This is a genomic window from Azospirillum sp., from assembly GCF_035627195.1.
In the GTDB taxonomy this organism is placed as follows: Bacteria; Pseudomonadota; Alphaproteobacteria; order Azospirillales; family Azospirillaceae; genus Azospirillum.
On record NZ_DASPMG010000095.1, the window covers coordinates 1 to 18945 of the forward strand.

Sequence of the window (18945 nt, forward strand, 5' to 3'; positions counted from 1 at the left end):
AGTTGCCCGGCCCGACGTCGTTCCCGGTGCCGCCGTCGAGGAGATCCGCGCCCGGCCCGCCGCGCAGGCGGTCCGCGCCGTCGCCGCCGTACAGCGTGTCGTTGCCCGCCAGACCGGAAAGGTTGTCGCGGCCGGCGAGGCCATGGATCACGTCGTCGCCGGGCGAGCCGGTCAGGAAGTCGTCGTGCGTTGTGCCGGTGACGTGGAATCCGGAAATTGCGCCGGGCGCATCGTCGTCGACGATGGTGCCCAGCGCCGTGGCGGTGCCGTAACCCGCGTCCGGCTGGACGAGGTTGGTGCCGACGGCGCCGTGCAGGGAGACCACGAACGCCTCGTCGGGCTCCACCGTGGTGTCGGCGGCGACGTTCACGGTGATGGTCTTGCGCGACTCGCCGATGGCGAAGGACACCGTGCCGGATGGCATGGCGCCACCGAAGTCCGTGGCATCGGCCGGGTTCGCACCGACGCCAGTAACCGTGTAGCTCACGGTCGCGCTGGTCGAGGTGTCGCCCGCGCGGGTGACCGTGAAGGTGAAGGGCGTGGTGCCGGACTGCCCCTCGTGTTGCATCCCGTCCGCCGTCACCCACACGGTGCCGCCCGGTTCCGCGAATTCGAAATCGGAGGGGTCGACCGTGGTGACGCCCTGGATGCGCATCGCCAGATACTGCTCGCTGCCCAGGTGCAGGAACACGCTCACGTCGTTGACGCCGGGATTGTACGTGATCGTTGGGACCGACCCGTACATCTCGGTGTATCCCGTCCCAGCCATGATGGCTGGCGTGAAGCCGCCTCCGAAGCCGACCAAGCGGATCTTGTCCACGCCGTGCTGGAAGTCGTAGACCTGATGCATGGCCCCGCCGCCCACGGGAGACGCGTTCGCTTGGGCAAAGGTGAACCGGTCGTTGCCGTCGCCGCCGTACAGCGAATCCACGCCGTACGCCAGATCGCCCGCGATGAGGGTGTCGTTGCCGGCGCCGCCCGACATCAGGTCGGCGCCCCGGGCGTTGCCGAACAGCATGTCGTTGCCGGCGCCGCCGTACAGCGTGTTGTTGCCGCCGCCGCCATCCAGGGTGTCGTTGCCGTCCAGCCCGTAGAGGACGTCGGCGCTGGCGCCGCCGGACAGGTAATCCGGACCCGACGTGCCGGTGATGGCGCCGCCCGCGCTGTCGTCATTCTGAATGGTGCCGGTGGCGGTCCCGCTGCCGATGCTCATGCCGACGGGATTGGAGAGGGTGACCGCGAACGTCTCGTCGGGTTCGACGGTGCCGTCGCCGGCGACGTTCAAGGTGACGGTCTTGCTCGACTCGCCCACGCCGAAGGACACCGTGCCCGACGGCATCGTGCCGCCGAAGTCGGCGGCGTCGGCCGGGTTGGCGCCGGTGCCGGTCACCGTATAATCCACGCTGGCGCTGGCGTTCGTGTTACCGCTGCGCGTAACGGTGAAGGTGAAGGGCGTTGTGCTCCCGGTGCCTTCCGCCTTGTGGGCGTCGGTGGCCGCGATCGTCAGGACGGGAAGGGCCGTGTCGTCGTTCAGGATGATGCCCAGCGCCGTGGTCGAGCCGAGCGTGTCGCCGCTGGCGTTGGACAGGGTGACCACGAAGCCCTCGTCGGGCTCGACGTCCGTATCGCCGGCGACCTGAACCGTGATGATCTTGCTGGTCTCGTTGGGCGCGAAGGCCAGCGTGCCGGATGGGAAGCCGCTGGTGAAGTCGCCGCTCCCCGCCGCGTCGGAACCGGACCCGCTGATCGTGTAGTCGACCGTGGCGGTCATGGCGGCGTCGCCGGTCCGCGTCACCGTGAAGGTGAAGGCGTTCCCCCCGCTGTTGCCTTCGTTCTTGCTGGCATCGGTGGCGGAGACGGAGAACACGGCCATGGAGAACGCCCTTTTTCTGCAATTTTAGGTAATTGCCATTGGAATGCCGATGTAGGCATTCCACGCGTCTCATAGGCCGAAAGGCAATGCAAGCTTTTGAATTATTTGCGTTAAATGGCATTTATCCGGCAAGTGTTTGAAACGCCTTCGCGCAGCATGCAAGGATATGCAAAAGCGCGACATCATGCCGCATACCATTGCGAGCAACAAACATTCGGCACCGTGCGCATTTCGCAGCGCATGGTTAAATGCCCATTAATGACGGATGTCTTTCGATACCACGACACTCCGGCCTTCAGCGTCCATCCATAAGGTTGGATCGAAGGACGCACGGGCATGCGAAATCCTGCACTCACGCACGACAAAGCGGTCGTCCCGCATAACCCTTGCGCGGGAGCAAGAAATTCCGCATCAGTTCACCGCTGGCAAGCCGGACATTCTCGGCAACAATCCGTGTATCGACGATGAACGCCCCAGGGACCGCGCCGGAGTGCTTCACGGGTCCCGCCATCGATGCCGATGCCGACGCCGATGCCGAAAGGCTGGTCGCGCTGGCCGCCGACCGCCGCCGGGCGGGGCAGAGCGACGCGGCGCGCGCCCTGCTCCGCCGCGCGGTCGCCGCCGACCCCGGGCACGCGCAGGCCTGGAACAACCTGGGCGCGCAGGAACAGGCGGCTTCCGACGACCGGGCGGCGGCGGCCGCGTTGGCACGCGCCGCCCGGCTGCGCGCCGGCTACACGATCGCCCTGTCCAACCTGGGGCAGGTCCATCTGGCGGCCGGATCGCCGCGGCAGGCGCTGGCCGCCGCCGCCGCCGCGGTCGCCACCGCCCCGGACGACCCCGTCTGCCTGACCAACCTTGGCGTGGTGCTGGAACGTTTCGCGGCGCTCGGCCAATCGGACGCCCTCTACCGCCGCGCGTTGCGCGTGGCGCCGGACCATCCGGAGGCGCGCTGGAACCGCTCGCTGACGCTGCTGCTGGCCGGGCGCTATGCCGAGGGCTGGGACGCCCACGAGTGGCGCTGGCGCGCCCGCGGGTTCGAGAGCCCCCGGCGGCCCTTTCCGCAGCCGCGGTGGGACGGCCGGACGCGGCCCGGACGGCTTCTGGTGTGGGGCGAGCAGGGCGTGGGGGATGAGATCCTGTTCGCCAGCCTGCTGCCCGACCTGATCGCCGCCGGCATTCCCTGCACGGTCGAATGCGATCCCCGCCTGACGGTGCTGTTCGCCCGCTCCTTCCCGCAGGCGGAGGTCGTCGCCCGCCGCACGCCGCCGGACCCGCGGCTGACCGATCCACAGCTGACCGGCCCGGCCGTCACGCACCAGATCCCCGCCGGCAGCCTGGGCGGCATCCTGCGCCGCGACGCCGCCGGCTTCCGCGGGCAGCGCCCCTTCCTGCACGCCGATCCGGAGCGGCGGCGCGCGCTGCGGGACCGCTACGAGGCCGTGGCCCGGGGCCGCGCCATCGTCGGCATCGCGTGGCGTAGCGGCAACCGGCGCCTGGGGCGGCACCGCTCCATCCCGCTGGCCGCGTGGGAGCCCGTCCTGAAGACCCCCGGCGTGCTCTTCGTCAGCCTGCAGGCCGGCGACTGCGCCCGCGAAATGGCCGCCGCGCGTGAACGGTCGGGCCTGAGCCTGCTGACGGACCCGGCCGTCGACCCGGTGGCCGACCTCGACGCGTTCGCCGCCCAGGTGGCGGCGTGCGACCTCGTTCTGTCGGTCGCGAACACCACCGTCCACATGGCGGGCGCCCTGGGCGTGCCGGCCTGGACCCTGCAGCCGGAACCGCCGGACTGGCGATGGGGCCGGGCGGGCGAGAGCGGCCCCTGGTACCCGCACGTCCGCGTCCTTCGGCAAGCCGCGCCCGGCGACTGGCGCCCGGTGCTCGCGGCCGCCGCCGCCGACCTGGACGCCTGGGCGCGCGACCGCGCCGCCGACGCGCCGCCGTCCGAGCAGGCCGCCGCCCGCTTCCAGCGCGGCGATGCCACCGGAGCGGTCGCCCTGCTGCGGCATGCCCTGGCCGAGGCGCCGGCCGACGCCGGCTGCTGGAACAACCTGGGCGTGGTCGTCGGTGCGCAGGGGGCGCTCGCCGGGGCCGAGGCGCTGTTCGGCCGTGCCGCCGCCATCTGGCCGGGCTACGCCGACGCGCTGGCGAACCTGGGAACGGTCCGCGAGCAGCGCGGCGACCGCGCCGCCGCGGAAGCGCACTACCGCGACGCCCTGGCCCTGGAGCCCGGGCACGGCGGTGCGCGCCAGGGTCTCGCCCGGGTGGCGCCCGAGCCGCGGGGCACGGTTCCCGCCACGCCGCCGTCGTGCCGGGCCGCCGTGACGCGCACCCCCGGCGACGCGGGGGCGTACGTGCACCTGGGCGTCGCGCTGTGGCGCGCCGGCGACGGCGCGGGCGCCCTGGCGGCGCACACGCGCGCCGTCCGCCTCGCCCCCGGCGACGCCGGGGCGCAGGGGAGCCTGGGCGTGACGCGACTGCACGGCGGCGACCTCGCCGGGGCGGAGGCGGCGTTCCGCCGCGCCCTCGCCCTGCGCGGCGACGATGCCGGTGTCCGGACCAACCTGGGCCAGTGCCTGCTCATGCAGGGCCGCTTCGCCGAGGGGTGGGCGGAGATGGAATGGCGCTGGCGCAGCCCCGGCTTCCCTTCGCCGGAGCGCCGCTTCCCGCAGCCGGCCTGGGACGGCGGCGATGGAGACGGCGGCGATTGGGCCGGCAAGCGCCTGCTGGTGTGGGGGGAGCAGGGCATCGGCGACGAGATCATGTTCGCCAGCCTGATTCCCGAGGTGATCGCCGCCGGTGCCGGCGTGGTCGTCGAATGCGCCCGCCGCCTTGTCCCGCTGTTCCGGCGCTCGTTCCCCGGCGCCGCCGTCGTGGCCCGCCGCGACCCGCCGGATCCCGTGCTCTTCGACCCCGCCGTCACGCACCACGTTGCGGCCGGCAGCCTGCCGCGCCGACTGCGGCCGGACCGCGCCGCCTTCGCCCGCCAGCGCCCGTTCCTGGTTCCCGACGCGGCGCGGCGGGCGGCCCTGCGCGCACGCTACGCCGACATGGCCGACGGGCGGCCGATCGTCGGCATCGCCTGGCGCAGCGGCAACCGCGACCTCGGCCGCCTGCGCAGCGCCCCGCTCGATGCCTGGGGGCCCATCCTGTCGCTGCCCGGCGTGCTGTTCATCAGCCTGCAGGCCGGGGAGACCGCGGCGGATCTGGCCGGTGTCCGCGCGACCCTGGGCGTGTCGGTGCTGCACGACACGTCCGTCGACCCGCTGGCCGACCTCGACGGCTTCGCCGCCCAGGTCGCCGCCTGCGACCTGGTGGTCGCCATCGCCAACACGACGGTGCACATGGCCGGGGCGCTGGGGGTGCCGGCCATCACGCTGCAGCCGGCCGTTCCCGACTGGCGGTGGGGCATGACGGGCACGCGCGGCCTGTGGTACCCGGACGTCCACGTCGTCCGGCAGAGCCGGCCGGGAGACTGGGGCGACGCGATCCGGCAAGCCGCCACCCTGCTTCGCCGGATCCGTGAGGGCGCGGGCGGCAAGGGCACGGGCGGTGAGGGCACGGGCGCCAAGGACACGGACGAATGACCGGCCCCTCCCCCGCCCCGCGTCCGGCGGACGCCGAGCGCGCCTGCCGCCGCGCCCTGGCCGAGCAGCCGGCCGAGCCGATGGCCATGCAGACGCTCGGCCTGATCCTGCACGGGCGCGGCGATGCGCACCGGGCGCACCGCCTGCTGGCACGCTCCGTACGGCTGGCGCCGCAGGTGCCGGAGTTCCACTACAATCTCGCCAACGCGCTGAAGGCGCTGGGTGCCGCGGACGACGCCGTCCGGGCGTTCGCGACGGCGCTGTGCCTGCGGCCGGACTTCCTGCAGGCGTGGTTCAACGCGGCCAACACGCTGCGCGACGCCGGACGGGCGGCGCCGGCCGGGCGGGCCTATCGGGCGGCCGGGCGCCTTGCCCCGGAGCTTGCCATGGTGGCGCTGAACCACGGCGGGCTGTGCCTCGCGCAGGAGGACACGGCGGGGGCGGCCGCGCTGTACCGCCGCGCCGTCAGCCTGCAGCCCGATTACGCCGAAGGCTGGCACAGCCTGGGCGTTGCGGCGGAGCGCGCGCTGCGGATCGGGGCCGCCACCGTGGCCTACCGGCGGGCGGTGCGCCTGCGGCCGGACTACGCCGACGCGCACTGGAACCTGTCGCTCGTCCTGCTGCTCGCCGGCCAGGACCGCGAAGGCGGGGAGGAGTACGAGTGGCGCTGGCGCACGCCGGCCTTCCTCTTCCCCCGCCGGCGCTTCCCGCAGCCGGAATGGGACGGCACGGTCCATCCCGACGTGCGCCTGCTGGTCTGGGGCGAACAGGGCGTGGGCGACGAGGTGATGTTCGCCGGCCTCGTCCCGGACCTGCTGGCCGCCGGCCTGCGCTGCGTCCTGGAGTGCGACGCGCGGCTGGTGCCGCTGTTCCGGCGCTCCTTCCCCGGCGTCGCCGCCGTCGCGCGGCGGGACCCTCCGGCGCCGGAACTGCTCGGTCCGGCCATCACCCACCACGTCGCGGCGGGCAGCGTGGCGCAGCGGCTGCGGGCGGGCGGGCGGCCCCTGCGGCCCCGGCACCCCTATCTGGCCGCGGACGAGGTCCGGCGGGCCGAGTTGCGCCGCCGCTACGAACAGGCGGCCGGTGGACGCCGCGTCGTCGGCATTTCCTGGCGCAGCGGCAACGCGCGGCTGGGCGGCGTGCGCACCATCCCGCTCACCGCGTGGGCGCCGATCCTGCGCACGCCGGGCATCCTGTTCGTCAACCTGCAATACGGCGACTGCGCGGCCGATCTGGCCGCGGCGCGCGCGGCGGCGGGCGTGGAGATCCTGCACGACCCGGCAGTCGACCCGTTGCGCGACCTCGACGGCTTCGCCGCGCAGGTCGCCGCCATGGACCTCGTCGTGTCGATCGCGAATACCACCATCCACACGGCCGGCGCGCTCGGCGTGCCGGCGTGGACCGCGCAGCCGGCGGCGCCCGACTGGCGCTGGGGCCTGGGCGGGGAGCACGGCTCCTGGTATCCGGGCGTGCGCGTCTTCCGGCAGGACGAAACCGGCGGCTGGCCGCCGGTCATCGCACGCATCGCCGCCGAGATCGCGCGGTGGTGCCGGCACGGCGTGCGCTAGCCATCGACGATGACGTGACTGTCGCCGCGCGAGCAGCGTTCGATGCGGGCATCGATCCGGTAGACGTCGCGCAGCAGGTCGACGGTGATGACGTCCTCGCACCGGCCGCTGGCCCGCGCCGTGCCGCCGGCCATGACCAGCACCTTGTCGGCGAAGCGCATGACCTGGTTCAGGTCGTGCAAGGCGACGAGGACCAGCAGTCCCCGGTCGCGCGCCAGGCCGCGTACGAGGCCGAGCACCTGCACCTGCCGCTGCAGGTCGAGGGCGCTCGTCGGCTCGTCCATCAGCAGGATCTCCGGCCGGCGCGCCAGCGTCTGGGCGAGGGACGCCAACTGACGCTGGCCGCCGCTGAGTTCCGCCAGGCCGCGGAACGCGATGTCGGCGATGCCGAGCGAGGCCAGCACGCCGTCGACCAGTTCCAGATCGGCGTTGCGCACCGTCCACGACGCGTTCTGCTTGCACGCCAGCAGGACCGATTCATAGACGCTCAGCGCCGCGCTGGTCGCCGGGTCCTGCGGCATGTAGCAGATGCCCTCCCTCCCCCGCCGCGCCCCCTCCACGACCACATGGCCGGGACCGTTGAGGAGGCCCGCGATGCGCTTGAACAGCGTGGATTTCCCGGCCGCGTTGGGGCCGATGACGGCCACCACCTCGCCGCCCGCGAAGGCCGGCGTGCTGACGCCGGAGATGGTGAGCCGGCGCCCGTGGCACGCGCCGACGCCGTCCAGCCGAAGCGTCACCATGCGCGCCTCTTGCCGCCGAGGATCAGCGAAATGAAGAAGGGGATGCCGATCAGGGAGGTGACCACCCCGATGGGAAAGATCGTGCCGGGGATCAGCAGCTTGCTCACGACGGAACTCAGCGACAGGATGAGCGCGCCGGCCAGCAGCGAGGCCGGAAGGAAGAATCGCTGGTCCTCGCCGATCAGCAGGCGGGCGATGTGCGGGCCGACCAGCCCGACGAAGCCGATGGTGCCGACGAAGGCCACCGGGAAGGCGGCCAGCAGGCTGACCAGCACCAGCGTTTGCAGGCGCAGCCGGCGCACGTCCACGCCGAAGCTCGCCGCCTTGTCGTCGCCCAGGCGCAGCGCCGTCAGCGCCCACGCCCGCCGCATGAAGAGCGGCAGCGTCACCGCCAGCACCGCGGCGGTGATGCCCAGCTTGGTCCAGGTGGCCTTGGTCAGGCTGCCCATGGTCCAGAACACCACGGCGGCCACCGCCTGCTCGGTCGCGAAGTACTGCACCAGCGCCAGCAGGGCGTTGAAGGTGAAGACCAGCGCGATGCCCAGCAGCACGATGGTCTCCGCCGTCACCCCGCGCCGCAGGCTCAGCGCGTGGATGATCAGCGCCGTCAGCATGGCCATGACGAAGGCGTTGAGCGGCAGCATGTACTCCGCCGCCACCGGGAACAGCCGGACGCCGAAGGCGAGGCCCAGCGCCGCGCCGAAGCTGGCCGCCGCCGAGATGCCCAGCGTGAACGGACTGGCCAGCGGGTTGTTGAGGATCGTCTGCATCTGCGCGCCGGCCAGCGACAGCGCCGCGCCGACGACCACGGCCATCAGCGCCACCGGCAGGCGGATGTCCCAGACCACCACGCGCGCCTGCGCCGGCGCGCTGCCGGGCGTCAGCAGCGCCTGCACCACCTCCCACGGGCCAAGGCGCACGGAGCCGAGCGCGAGGTCGAGCAGCAGGCTGCACAGCAGCACGAGCGCCAGCAGGCCGAGCAGCAGCCGCTTGCGCCGCGCGATCACGCGATAGCCGTGGCGGGCCGGGGTATCGGAAGTAGGGGTATCGGGCAGGGGCATGGCTTCGGTCACGGCGTTTCCGCCTTTCCACCCAGCGACACGAAGTAGCCGGGCTGGTGCGCGATGGGCAGGAAGCGCTCGTGCAGCGCGCGGAACGTCGCCTCCGGGTCGAGGTCGGCGAACAGCGCGGGGTGGAACCATTTGGCGAGCTGCTGGAGCGCCACGAACTGGTAGGGGCTGTTGTAGAACTGGTGCCAGACGGCGTGGAACGAGCCGGTGGCGTTCGCCTTGATGCCCGTGTAGGCCGGCCGCTTGGTGAAGGCGCGCAGCTTGCGCGCGGCCTCGCCCAGGTCGGCGCCGGGCCCGACGCCGATCCAGCTTCCGCCGGGGACGTAGGCCTCCCAGTTGGCGCTGGTCACCACCACGTGGTCGGGGTCGGCGGCGATCACCCGCTCCGGGCTCAGCTGGCCGAAGGTGCCGGGGATGAGGCCCGTGGCGATGTTGCTGCCGCCGGCCATCTCGACCAGCCGGCCGAAGTTCTCGTCACCGAAGGTCAGGCAGCAGTCCGGGGTGTAGCCGCCGATGCGCTCGATAAAGACCTTCGGGCGCGCCGGCCGGTGGGCGGCGATCACGCCGGTGACGCGGCGGATCTGTTCGGCGCGAAACGCGATGAAGGCCTCGGCGCGCGCCTCCTGCCCGAATAATGTGCCGAACAGGCGGATGGTCGGTTCGGTGTTTTCCAGCGCCTGATGGCGGAAGTCGGCGTAGACGACCGGGATGCCCAGCGCGCCCAGCGTCTCGATGGTGCGCGCGTCCTCGCTGGCGCGCTGCGCCTCGATGTTCAGGATGAGGACGTCGGGGTTCACGGCGATGGCCTTCTCCAGGTCGAAGGTGCCGTCCTCGATCCCGCCGAAGGTCGGGATGCGGGCGATGTCCGGAAAGGCCCGCAGGTACTGCGCGTAGGTGTCCGGGTCGGCCTGGATCAGGTCCTTGCGCCAGCCGGCGATGCGGCGGACCGGATCCTCCCGGTCCAGCAGCGCCACGAGGTAGAGCTGCCGCCCCTCGCCCAGGATCACGCGCCGCACCGGCGTGCGCACCTCCACCGTGCGCCCGGCGAGATCGGTGACCGGTGCTGCGTCCGCGGGGATGCCTGCGGCCAGGACGCCAAGGGCGGCGAGGACCGCGAGGAGGGTATGTCTGCCGAAGATCGCCATGATGCTCACCCCTGTCGGTCGCGCGCCATCGCCCACAGGGCGAGGGCTCCCGCCGCGTAGGCCGCGGCGACGAAGAAGTACGTGTGCTCCAGCCCGGCCGTCTGGCCGAGGCCGACGCCGAGCGCGATGCCGGCCATGGACGCGACCTGCGCCGTGCCCTGCGCCACGCCGAGGACGCGCCCCTGCCGCGCCTCGTCCGCCGCGCGGGAGATCAGCGCCATCAGCACCGGCGTCGTGGCGCCCAGCAGGACGCCCCAGGCGAAGTAGGCGGCGGCGAAGACGGCGACGCTGCGGGTCAGGCCGGCGAGTGCCATCAGCCCCGCGCAGCCCGCCACCACCCACGCCATCCGGCCGAGCGCCGCGGCCCGCGGCTTGCCCTCGAAGTGCCGGGCCCAGGGGGCGGCGGAGGCCACGAAGCCCAGCGCCAGCAGCGCGTAGCACAGGCCCGTCACCCCGGTGCCGACGCCGAACACCGACGTCACGTACAGCGAGAAGGGCGTCTGCGTGATCATGCGGGCGGCGAGCAGCAGCCCCATGACGCCGAGCAGGCCGAGGATCGGCGACGACCGCCACGGCGTGGCGGCGGCAGGCATCCGGGCGGGCGTCCGGGCGTCCGTCCGGGCGGGCGGCGTCCGGGCGACGGGCACGTCCGGCAGCAGCAGCGCGATCGCCACGGCGCAGGCCGCACAGATGGCCGCCGCCACGGCGTTGATCCAGAAGAACGCCGCGTGGTCCAGGATCACGCCGCCCACCACCGCTCCTGCGACCGAGCCGACGTTGGTGGACACCTGCAGGTGTGCGAACAGGCGCGTCCGCGCGGCGGGGGATTCGATGCCCACCCCGTACGCCTGGGCCGGCGCGATGTACCCGGCGCACGCACCCTGCAGGAAGCGCAGCGCCAGGATGGACCAGACGTCGCCCGCGAACGCCAGCGCCAGCTGCGTCAGCGCCAGCCCGAGCAGCGCCCGGATCATCATCAGCCGGTGCCCGAAGCGGTCGCCGACCCGCCCCCAGAAGGAGCTGGTCAGCGCGATGCCCAGCATCGGCCCGACGTAGACGGCGATCCCCGCGACACCGAACAGCCAGCCCGGCGGGTCGAAGGAGGCCAGGTGGACGGGCCAGAACGGCCCGCTCATCTCCATGGCGCCCATGGAGACGAGCTGCACCGCGAACAGGGTCCGGACGGCGCGCCGGACGCGGTCCGGCGCCAGGGAAACGGTGGTCATCCGGCTTTAGAAGTCCGTCGAGACGGACAGCAGCACGGTGCGTGGCGCGCCCTGCGACACGCCGCCCCAGCTCGCCACGCCGGACCAGTACTCGCTGTCCAGCACGTTCTGCACCGTCGCCCGGACGGTGACCGGCCGGTCGTGGACGGTGGTGCGGTAGCGTGCACCCAGATCCAGCCGCGTCCAGGCCGGGACGCGCTGCGTGTTGGCGGCGTTGATGTATTGGCCGGTGGTGTGCGCGACGCTGCCGGCCAGGGTGAGGCCGGCCAGGAACGGCGTGTCCCACTCGGCGCTGAGGTTCGCCTGCACCTTCGGCACGCCGACCGGCGTGTTGCCCCGGGTGGCGGAGCTGTTGGTCCTGGTCAGTTCGGCGTCGATGAAGGTCACGCCGGCCAGCAGGCGGACCGACGGCACCACCTCGCCGAACACGGTGAACTCCAGGCCGCGGTTGCGCTGCTCGCCGCCGGCCGTGTAGACGCCGCCGGCCAGCTGCCCGGACGGCTTGGTGATCTGGAAGGCGCTGGCGGTGGCGCCGATGTGGCCGAAGTCGACCTTGACGCCGGCCTCGACCTGCTTGGCGACGTAGGGGGCCAGCGCCTCGCCCGCGTTGGCGGCGGTGGCCGGCGCGATGTCGCCCTTGCTCAGCCCTTCGATGTAGTTGGCGTAGACGGTGACGTTGTCGCGCGGCTTGAGGACGAGGGCAGCCATCGGGGTGACCGCGCTCTTTTCGTAAGACGAGGTGACGGCGCCGGTCGTGGCGCTGAAGTTCTCCGACGTGATGGTCTGCTGGCGCACGCCCAGCACCAGCTGCACGCGGTCATCCAGGATGCCCAGCGTGTCGGTCAGGGCGAAGCCGGTCAGGTCGGTTTCCGAGATCTTCGGCACGCGGCCCGGCGCCGCCACCGCCTGGGCGGTACGGTCGGCCGGCGCATAGATGTTCGACAGCACCGCCCGCCCGCCGGTCAATCCGCGCGACAGCGTGTCGTGGTAGCGGCTTGCCTGGACGGTCGCGCGGTGGCTGACCATGCCCGTGTCGAAGCGCGCGCGCAGCCCGGCATCCAGCGTCGAGCGATCGACCTCGAACTTGTAATGCTCCGGCGTCACGCTGGTGTCGCCGCGCGCGTTCAGGATCGTCGGCGTGCCGAACAGCCGGTCCACGGTGGTCCAGCCGCCACCGGCGTTGGCGAACACCGTCACGCTGTCGGTCAGGTCGTATTCGCCGCGCAGCAGCGCGGCGCGGTCGGTGACCTCCGACCATTCCCAGGACTGGGTGATGTTGCGCCGGCCGTTGGGGGCCGAGGGCACGGACACGCCCGCCGCGACCAGGAACGGGCGCGACGGCGCGTTGAAGTCCTCCTTCTGCTCCAGCAGGTCGAGGGAGGCGCGCAGCCGTTCACCCCGGTAGTCGAGGGCCAGCGCGCCGACGCGCGCCTCGCGCGACTGCTTGTCCAGCGGGGTGTCGCCGCCGCGGTAGCTGCCGTTGAAGCGGACGCCGAACTCCCCATTGGGGCCGAAGCGCCGGCCCACGTCCAGTTGCCCGCCGAACTGCGAAGCGCCGACGTATTCGGCCGTCAGCCGCGTCAGGTCGCTGTCGGGCGCGCGCTTGGGCACGATGTTGATGCCGCCGCCGATGCTGCTGCTGGGCGCCATGCCGGACAGCAGCGCCGTGGGGCCCTTGATCACCTCGACCCGCTCGGCGTAGTCGGCGAAGACGCGGTAGTTGGGGGCGACGCCGTAGACGCCGTCGAAGCTGATCTCGCCCAGGTTGCCTTCGCCGACGGGGAAGCCGCGGATGAAGAAGGCGTCGAGGATGCCGCCCGTCTGGCCGCTGGTGCGCACCGACGGGTCGCCGGCCACCACGTCGGCGATGGTGGTCGCCTGGTCGTCCTCGATCTTCTTCGAGGTGTAGCTGGTGACGCTGAACGGGGTGTCCATGATGTCGCGGTTGCCGAGCACGCCGATGCGCCCGCCGCGCGCCACCTGCCCGCCGGCGTAGGCCTGCGGCAGCGCATCCGGGTGCGCGGCGCCGGCCGACACCGTCACCTCCGGCAGCGTCAGCGCCCCTTCAGCACCCGTCTGGCCCGCCCCCGTCTGGCCGGCCCCCGTCTGACCGGCAGAGGCCGGCACCAGCACGTAGCCGGCCGGTGTCCTGGCGGTGCGGTATCCGCTGCCGCGCAACAGCGCATCGAACCCGTCCTCCACGCCGTAGGTGCCGTTCAGGCCGGGGGAGCGCAGCCCCTTCACCTTCTCGGCGTCCACGACGATGGCGGTGCCGGATTGCTGCGCGAAGTGGTTCAGCGCGTCGGCCAGCGGCCCGGCCGGGACGTCGTAATGGGCGGCGGGCGGCGCCGTCTGGGCGCGGGCCGGGACGACCCCCGCGGTGGTCAGCAGCAACGCTGCGGCAAAGGGCAGGACGGCGGTGCGGACGTGCTTGAACGGCATGATGGACGGCTTCCCGTGTCAAAGGTCTCGTTCCCCTTGACGGGCGAGACCGGAAAAGCCGAACCGGCCCGGCGAATTTTTTTCGCCGTTGCGTCTACGGGCCGCTTCTACGGGCCGCCGGGCGCGTCCACCAGCACCAGCCAGGGCGTGAGCGTGCGCACCCGGATCGCCGGGAAGCTGGCGGCCAGCAGGCTGAGCGCCCGATCGGTATCGTCCAGCGGCAGGACGGCGGAGACCTTGATGGCCTCCAGCGCGGCACGGTCGTAGCGGATGAGGCCGCGGCGGTGGCGGCTCAGCCGGTCCAGCACGTCCGGCAGCGGCTCGCCCTGCACGACCAGCTGGCGGAAGCGCCAGGCTCCCTCGACGCTGCGCACGTCGACGGCGGTCACCGGCCCCGGCCCAGCGGCGGTCAGCCGCACGCGTTGCCCGGCCTGGACGATGGGGCCGGCCGGCGATGACGGCGGCTCGACGGCGACCTTGGATTCCAGCACCGTCAGGACCGTGACGTCCGCTTCCCGCACCACCGCGAAGCGGGTGCCCAGCGCCCGCATGCGGCCATGCGGCGTCTCCACCATGAACGGCCGGGCGGCGTCGGGCGCCACGTCGACGAGGATCTCGCCGCGCAGCAGTTCCACCGTGCGCCGGCTTTCGTCGAAGCGCAGGTCCACGGCGCTGCCGCTGCCCAGCGTCAGGCGCGTGTCGTCGGCCAGCGTCCGGGTCGCCCATTCGCCGGTGCCCGTGCGCGCATCGGCGGTCAGTGCGGCCGTCAGGTAGGACAGCGGATAGGCCTGCACCGCCAGCCAGCCGGGCAGGCCGAACGCCAGGACCAGGGCGAGCGCCGCCCCCATACGCCGGGCGCGCCCGCGCCTGCCGTCGGTGAAGGCCGCGCTCAGGGCGGCGCGGGCCGGCCGGGTGGTCCCGTCGGCGCGCATGCGCTGCATCTGCTCGACCAGATGTTCCATGCGCGCGGCCGCCTCGGCGTGGCGGCGGTCGGCCTGCCGCCAGCGTTCGAAGCCGATGCGCGCCTTCTCGCGCGCGGCCGCGTCGTCGGCCGTCAAGGCGACCACCCAGCGCGCCGCCTGCTCGGCGATGGCGTCGTCGGAGGCCGTATCCCGTGCCCGCATGGTCATGTCGGCCGTCCTAAAGGTGCTCGTCGCGCGCCCGGCAGCAGTGCAGCAGGCACTGCGCCAGATACTTCTGCACCATCCGCGTCGACACGCCCAGATGGCCGGCGATGGCGCCGTGGGTCTGGCCGTCCAGGTAATGCATCAGGAAGGCCTCGCGCGCCCTGGCCGACACGGCCTGCAGCGCGGCGCCGATCTGCGCCAGCGCCTGCACGGCGGCCAGCACCTCCTCCGGCGAGGGATAGCCCGGCATCGTCGCGGCGGCCAGCGCCAGCTCGGCCAAGTAGGCCTCCTCGATCACCTGGCGGCGCGCGCGATCCACCAGCAGGCGCTTCGCCGTGGTGGTGAGGAAGGCGCGCGGTTCGCGGATGCCCAGAAGCGCGTCGCGCGAGGCGAGGATGCGCAGGAAGGTGTCCTGCGCCACGTCCGCCGCATTGTGCGCGCAGCCCAGCCTGCGGCGCAGCCAGTTGTACAGCCAGCCATGATGTTCGCCGTAGAGCAGGCCAAGTTGAAGAGTGAGGGGATCATCCTCAAGCGCAAGTTGATCCGTTGGCATGATGTCCCCTGCGCACCCGCGTGTCTGGCCGTCGCTGTAAGTCCGGACGTCGCTGCAAGTCCGGACGTCGTTATGAGAATGATAATTATTTTCATGCTCATCCTATATCGGCATCCCTGATGCTTGCAATGCCCGATCTTGAGCCGCGGCCGCGCGGCGGGCTCCCTTCAACGGGTGGGGCGCCTCCGGGAACAAGGTATTCTTAGGACCTTGGAGGGTATAGCTGCCCGTTCGACGCAAGGGAGCTTACCCGATGAAGCGGTTCCTCATCGCCTTGGTGCTGCTGTTGTTCGTGGGCGATGTGGCCGCGCGGCTGGTGGCCCAGCACAACACCCGCGAACCGACCTTCCAGGGCAGCGTGCAGATCGCCTATGTCGGCAGGCAGGCGGGCGCCACCAGCCGCAACACCAGCGAAATGGCGACCGCCGCGGCCGACCTCATCGATCAGGTCAACGCCGCGGGCGGCATCGGCGGACGGAAGGTGGAACTGGTCACCTTCGACGACGACAACAACGCCGACCGCGCCCGCGCCGTGGCGCAGCAGATCGCCGCCGACCCGCGCATCGTCGCGGTCATCGGCCACAGCTCCTCCACCGGATCGCTGGCGGCCGGCCCGATCTACGCCCAGGCGGGCGTCCCCGCCATCACGCCGCGCTCCACCGCCCCCGACGTGACCGACGGCAACCCCTGGTACTTCCGCACCATCTTCTCCGACGACCGCGAGGGCGAGTTCCTCACCTATTACGCCCGCGACATCCTGGGGGCCTCCGGCATCGCCGTGGTGCGCGCGCCCAGCAAGTACGCCGACCGCATGGGCGGGGTGGTCCGCCGCGAGGCCGGCCAGCTCAACCTGCCCATCCTGGCGGACTGGACCGGCGACCCCCAGGCCGACGACGCCGCCGCGCGCCTGGACGTGCTGACCCGCGAACTGGCGGCGCTGCCGCCCGACACCGTCGTGCTGCTGCTGTCCTTCCAGCGAACGGCCGTTCCCATCATCAAGGCGATCCGCGACGCTGGCATCAAGCTGCGCATCCTCGGGCCCGACCCGCTGGGCACCATCGAACTGGCCAACGCCTTCTCCCGCATGCCGCGCGAGCAGACCTCGCCCGGCTTCTACACCAACGGCCTGTTCGTCTCGGCGCCGTTCCTCGCCGACACCGCCAACGTCGAGGCGCGGCAGCTCATCAAACGGATGACCGCGAAGCTGGGCGGCATGGAGAGCTGGAGCGCGCCCTACGCCTACGACGCCGCCAAGGTGCTGGTGGAGGCCATGCACCGCGCCGGCTTCGGGGCGGAGATGCCGGCCGAACCGCGCCGGGCCATCCGCGACCAGCTCGCCCTGATGCGCAGCCCCGGCATGGGCGTTCCCGGCGCCACCGGCGTCACCTGGTTCGATGCCCAGGGCAACGCCATGAAGCCGGTGACCATCGGCCAGTTCTCCAACCTGCTGATGTCCTCGCTGATGCAGTTGCATCACAACGTCCACAACGACGCGCTGAGCCGCGTCCCCGTCGTCTACAGCGGCCTGTCGCCGCGCCGGATCGAGCGTGTCGCCGACAACCCCGACCAGATCGACGTGGACTTCGACCTGTGGTTCCGCTTCCAGGGCGACGTCCCGGTGACGGACATCGGCTTCCTGGGCGCGGTCAAGCCCATCGTGCTGGGCGATCCGGTGAAATCCTCGTCGGTGGACGGCATCGAATACCGCCGCTTCCGCGTCAGCGGGCGTTTCCAGATCGCCGGCGACGGCGCGCGCGCGGCGCAGGGCCGCATCGGCGTGCCGATCGCCTTCCACCACCGCTCGCTGTCGCAGAACCAGTTGATCTACGTGCCGGATTCCACGGCCTTGCCGGCGCTGTCCGGCGCGCCGCTGGTGCGGCTCCTGTCGCGCACGGCCGTGCTGCCGGCCGGCTTCTCCATGACGGAGGCCACGCTGTACGCCGACACGCTGGAGCGCTCCAGCCTGGGCGACCCGGCGCTGACCACCGGCGCCGTCCCGGTGGTCAGCGCCCCCGGCGTGGCGCTCGGCGTGGAGCTTGGCCCCACCAACCCCAGCCTGCGCCGGCAATGGCTGACCCCGGAGGCCGAGGCGGGCGCGCTGGCGCTGGCGCTGGTCTTCGCCCTGCTGCTGTGGGCGAGCGACACGCCGTGGGCGGCCCGCCGGCCGCGCACCGTGCTTCTCCTGTTGGCCGCCGCCACCGGCGGGCTGCTGCTGACCGGCGAGTGCGCGGCCATGCGGCTGCTGGCCGACCTCGGGCAGGAGCGCATGATCGGCGGGGTGATCCGCTTCTTCGACCTGCTGTGGTGGGTGGCGTCGGGCAGCCTGCTGCTCGCCGCGACGGGGAAGCTGGTGTGGACGCCGCTGGAGGCGGCGACCGGCCGTCCGGTGCCGCGCGTCATTAAGACCTTCGTCACCGGCGTGGTGGTGGTGCTGACGCTGTTCGTCATCGTCAGCAACGTCTTCGAGCGCGACGTGACCGGGCTGATGGCCGGCTCCGGCCTGGTGGCGATGATCGTCGGCCTGGCGGTGCAGAGCAACCTGTCGAACGTGTTCTCCGGCATCGCGCTCAACATCGAGCGGCCGATCCGGCCGGGCGACTGGATCCGGATCGGCGACAACCCGGTCGCCCAGGTGGTGGACATCTCGTGGCGCGCCACCAAGGTGCGCACCTTCGCCAACACCATCCTGAACATCCCCAACTCGGTGGTCACCGGGGCACGGCTGGAAAACTTCTCCTACCCGGAAAAGCACTTCCTCATCGAGCGCACGCAGTACGCCCCCGCCGACATCGACCCCGCGCGGGTGACCGAACTGCTGCTGGACGCGCTGCGCCTCACCCGCCCGGTGGACGGGCGCCGCAACCTGGGTGTGACCGGCGTCACCTACACCGGGGTGGACGGCGTGGGCGCGCGCTTCTCCCTGCGCTTCGACTGCGTGGACCGCAGCAAGGCCGGCTCGCAGGAACAGGCCGTGCTGCTGAGCATCCACCGCATCTTCCAGCGCGCCGGGATCCCGATGATCACCGCCGCCCCGTCCGGCGGCCTTCCGCCGCTCCAACAGCCGATGCCGCCGGTGCTGGAGATCCCGGCCGACGCGCTGCTGGCCGATGCGGAGCCCTTCGCCACCCTGCCGGCCCGCGAGCGCGAGCAGCTGGCGGCGGCGGCGCGGCGGCGGAGCGTGGGACCCGGCACAACGCTGTTCCACGAGGGGGACCCGGCCGACGCCCTGTTCCTCGTCGCGGCCGGCGTGCTGGTCGCCCGGCACCGGGGACCCGGCACGGAGCAGGAGGTCGAGCGCTTCGGGCCGGGCGCCCTGGTCGGCATCGAGGCCCTGCTGGAGGGCGAGCGGCGCCTGACCACGGTCACCGCCATCGGGCGGGCCGTGCTGTTCTCGCTGGCGCGCGACGACGTCTCGCCCGTCCTGGAATCCCATCCGGAACTGATGGACCGTGTGGGCGAACTGATGACCCGCAACCAGATGGCCGCCCTGGAGGCGGAGGGAGCGTCGGCCATCGACGGCAACGCCGCCGTGAAGATCCGCAGCCGCATCCTGTCGCGCCTGGGCACGCTGTTCTTCGCGGCCACAACCGCCCGGCCGCGGGGAGGGTGAA

At 72.4% G+C, this 18945-nt stretch carries 11 protein-coding genes; 3 read left to right on the forward strand and 8 right to left on the reverse strand.

The window, feature by feature from the left end; all coding sequences use genetic code 11:
- Positions 1–1873: Calx-beta domain-containing protein (locus VED21_RS08485; RefSeq protein WP_324881898.1), on the reverse strand; the 1873-nt coding region annotated here is incomplete at its 3' end.
- Positions 1874–2337: 464 nt separating this feature from the next.
- On the opposite strand from VED21_RS08485, the gene VED21_RS08490 reads away from it, so the two are divergent.
- Positions 2338–5460 (forward strand): tetratricopeptide repeat protein, encoded by a 3123-nt coding sequence (locus VED21_RS08490; protein WP_324881899.1) that lies wholly within the window; start codon positions 2338–2340, stop codon positions 5458–5460.
- Entirely contained in the window at positions 5457–7028 is a 1572-nt protein-coding gene (locus VED21_RS08495) for a tetratricopeptide repeat protein (RefSeq protein ID WP_324881900.1), read from the forward strand. Before VED21_RS08490 ends, VED21_RS08495 begins: the two co-directional genes overlap by 4 nt.
- On the opposite strand, the gene VED21_RS08500 is transcribed toward VED21_RS08495, so the two are convergent.
- From VED21_RS08500 to VED21_RS08530, 7 genes are all read right to left on the reverse strand, one after another.
- On the reverse strand, positions 7025–7771 hold the full coding sequence (locus VED21_RS08500) for an ABC transporter ATP-binding protein (RefSeq protein WP_324881901.1): 747 nt from the start codon (positions 7769–7771) through the stop codon (positions 7025–7027). The two genes, VED21_RS08495 and VED21_RS08500, sit on opposite strands and share 4 nt — an antisense overlap.
- Positions 7765–8844, reverse strand: a complete 1080-nt coding sequence (locus VED21_RS08505) for an iron ABC transporter permease (protein WP_324881902.1) — start codon at positions 8842–8844, stop codon at positions 7765–7767. Before VED21_RS08505 ends, VED21_RS08500 begins: the two co-directional genes overlap by 7 nt.
- Positions 8841–9986 (reverse strand): ABC transporter substrate-binding protein, encoded by a 1146-nt coding sequence (locus VED21_RS08510; RefSeq protein WP_324881903.1) that lies wholly within the window; start codon positions 9984–9986, stop codon positions 8841–8843. Before VED21_RS08510 ends, VED21_RS08505 begins: the two co-directional genes overlap by 4 nt.
- Before the next feature lie 5 nt (positions 9987–9991).
- Positions 9992–11212, reverse strand: coding sequence for an MFS transporter (locus VED21_RS08515; protein ID WP_324881904.1), 1221 nt, complete (start codon positions 11210–11212; stop codon positions 9992–9994).
- Between the two features lie 6 nt (positions 11213–11218).
- Positions 11219–13654 (reverse strand): TonB-dependent receptor, encoded by a 2436-nt coding sequence (locus VED21_RS08520; RefSeq protein ID WP_324881905.1) that lies wholly within the window; start codon positions 13652–13654, stop codon positions 11219–11221.
- A gap of 107 nt (positions 13655–13761) precedes the next feature.
- Positions 13762–14784: a FecR family protein gene (locus VED21_RS08525; protein WP_324881906.1), complete on the reverse strand. Its 1023-nt coding sequence runs from the start codon at positions 14782–14784 to the stop codon at positions 13762–13764.
- Positions 14785–14794: 10 nt separating this feature from the next.
- Positions 14795–15334 carry a sigma-70 family RNA polymerase sigma factor gene (locus VED21_RS08530; RefSeq protein ID WP_324881907.1) on the reverse strand — a complete coding sequence of 180 codons (540 nt, stop codon included), beginning with the start codon at positions 15332–15334 and terminating at the stop codon, positions 14795–14797.
- 253 nt (positions 15335–15587) lie between these two features.
- On the opposite strand from VED21_RS08530, the gene VED21_RS08535 reads away from it, so the two are divergent.
- On the forward strand, positions 15588–18944 hold the full coding sequence (locus tag VED21_RS08535; RefSeq protein WP_324881908.1) for an ABC transporter substrate-binding protein: 3357 nt from the start codon (positions 15588–15590) through the stop codon (positions 18942–18944).
- Position 18945: the final 1 nt, after the last annotated feature.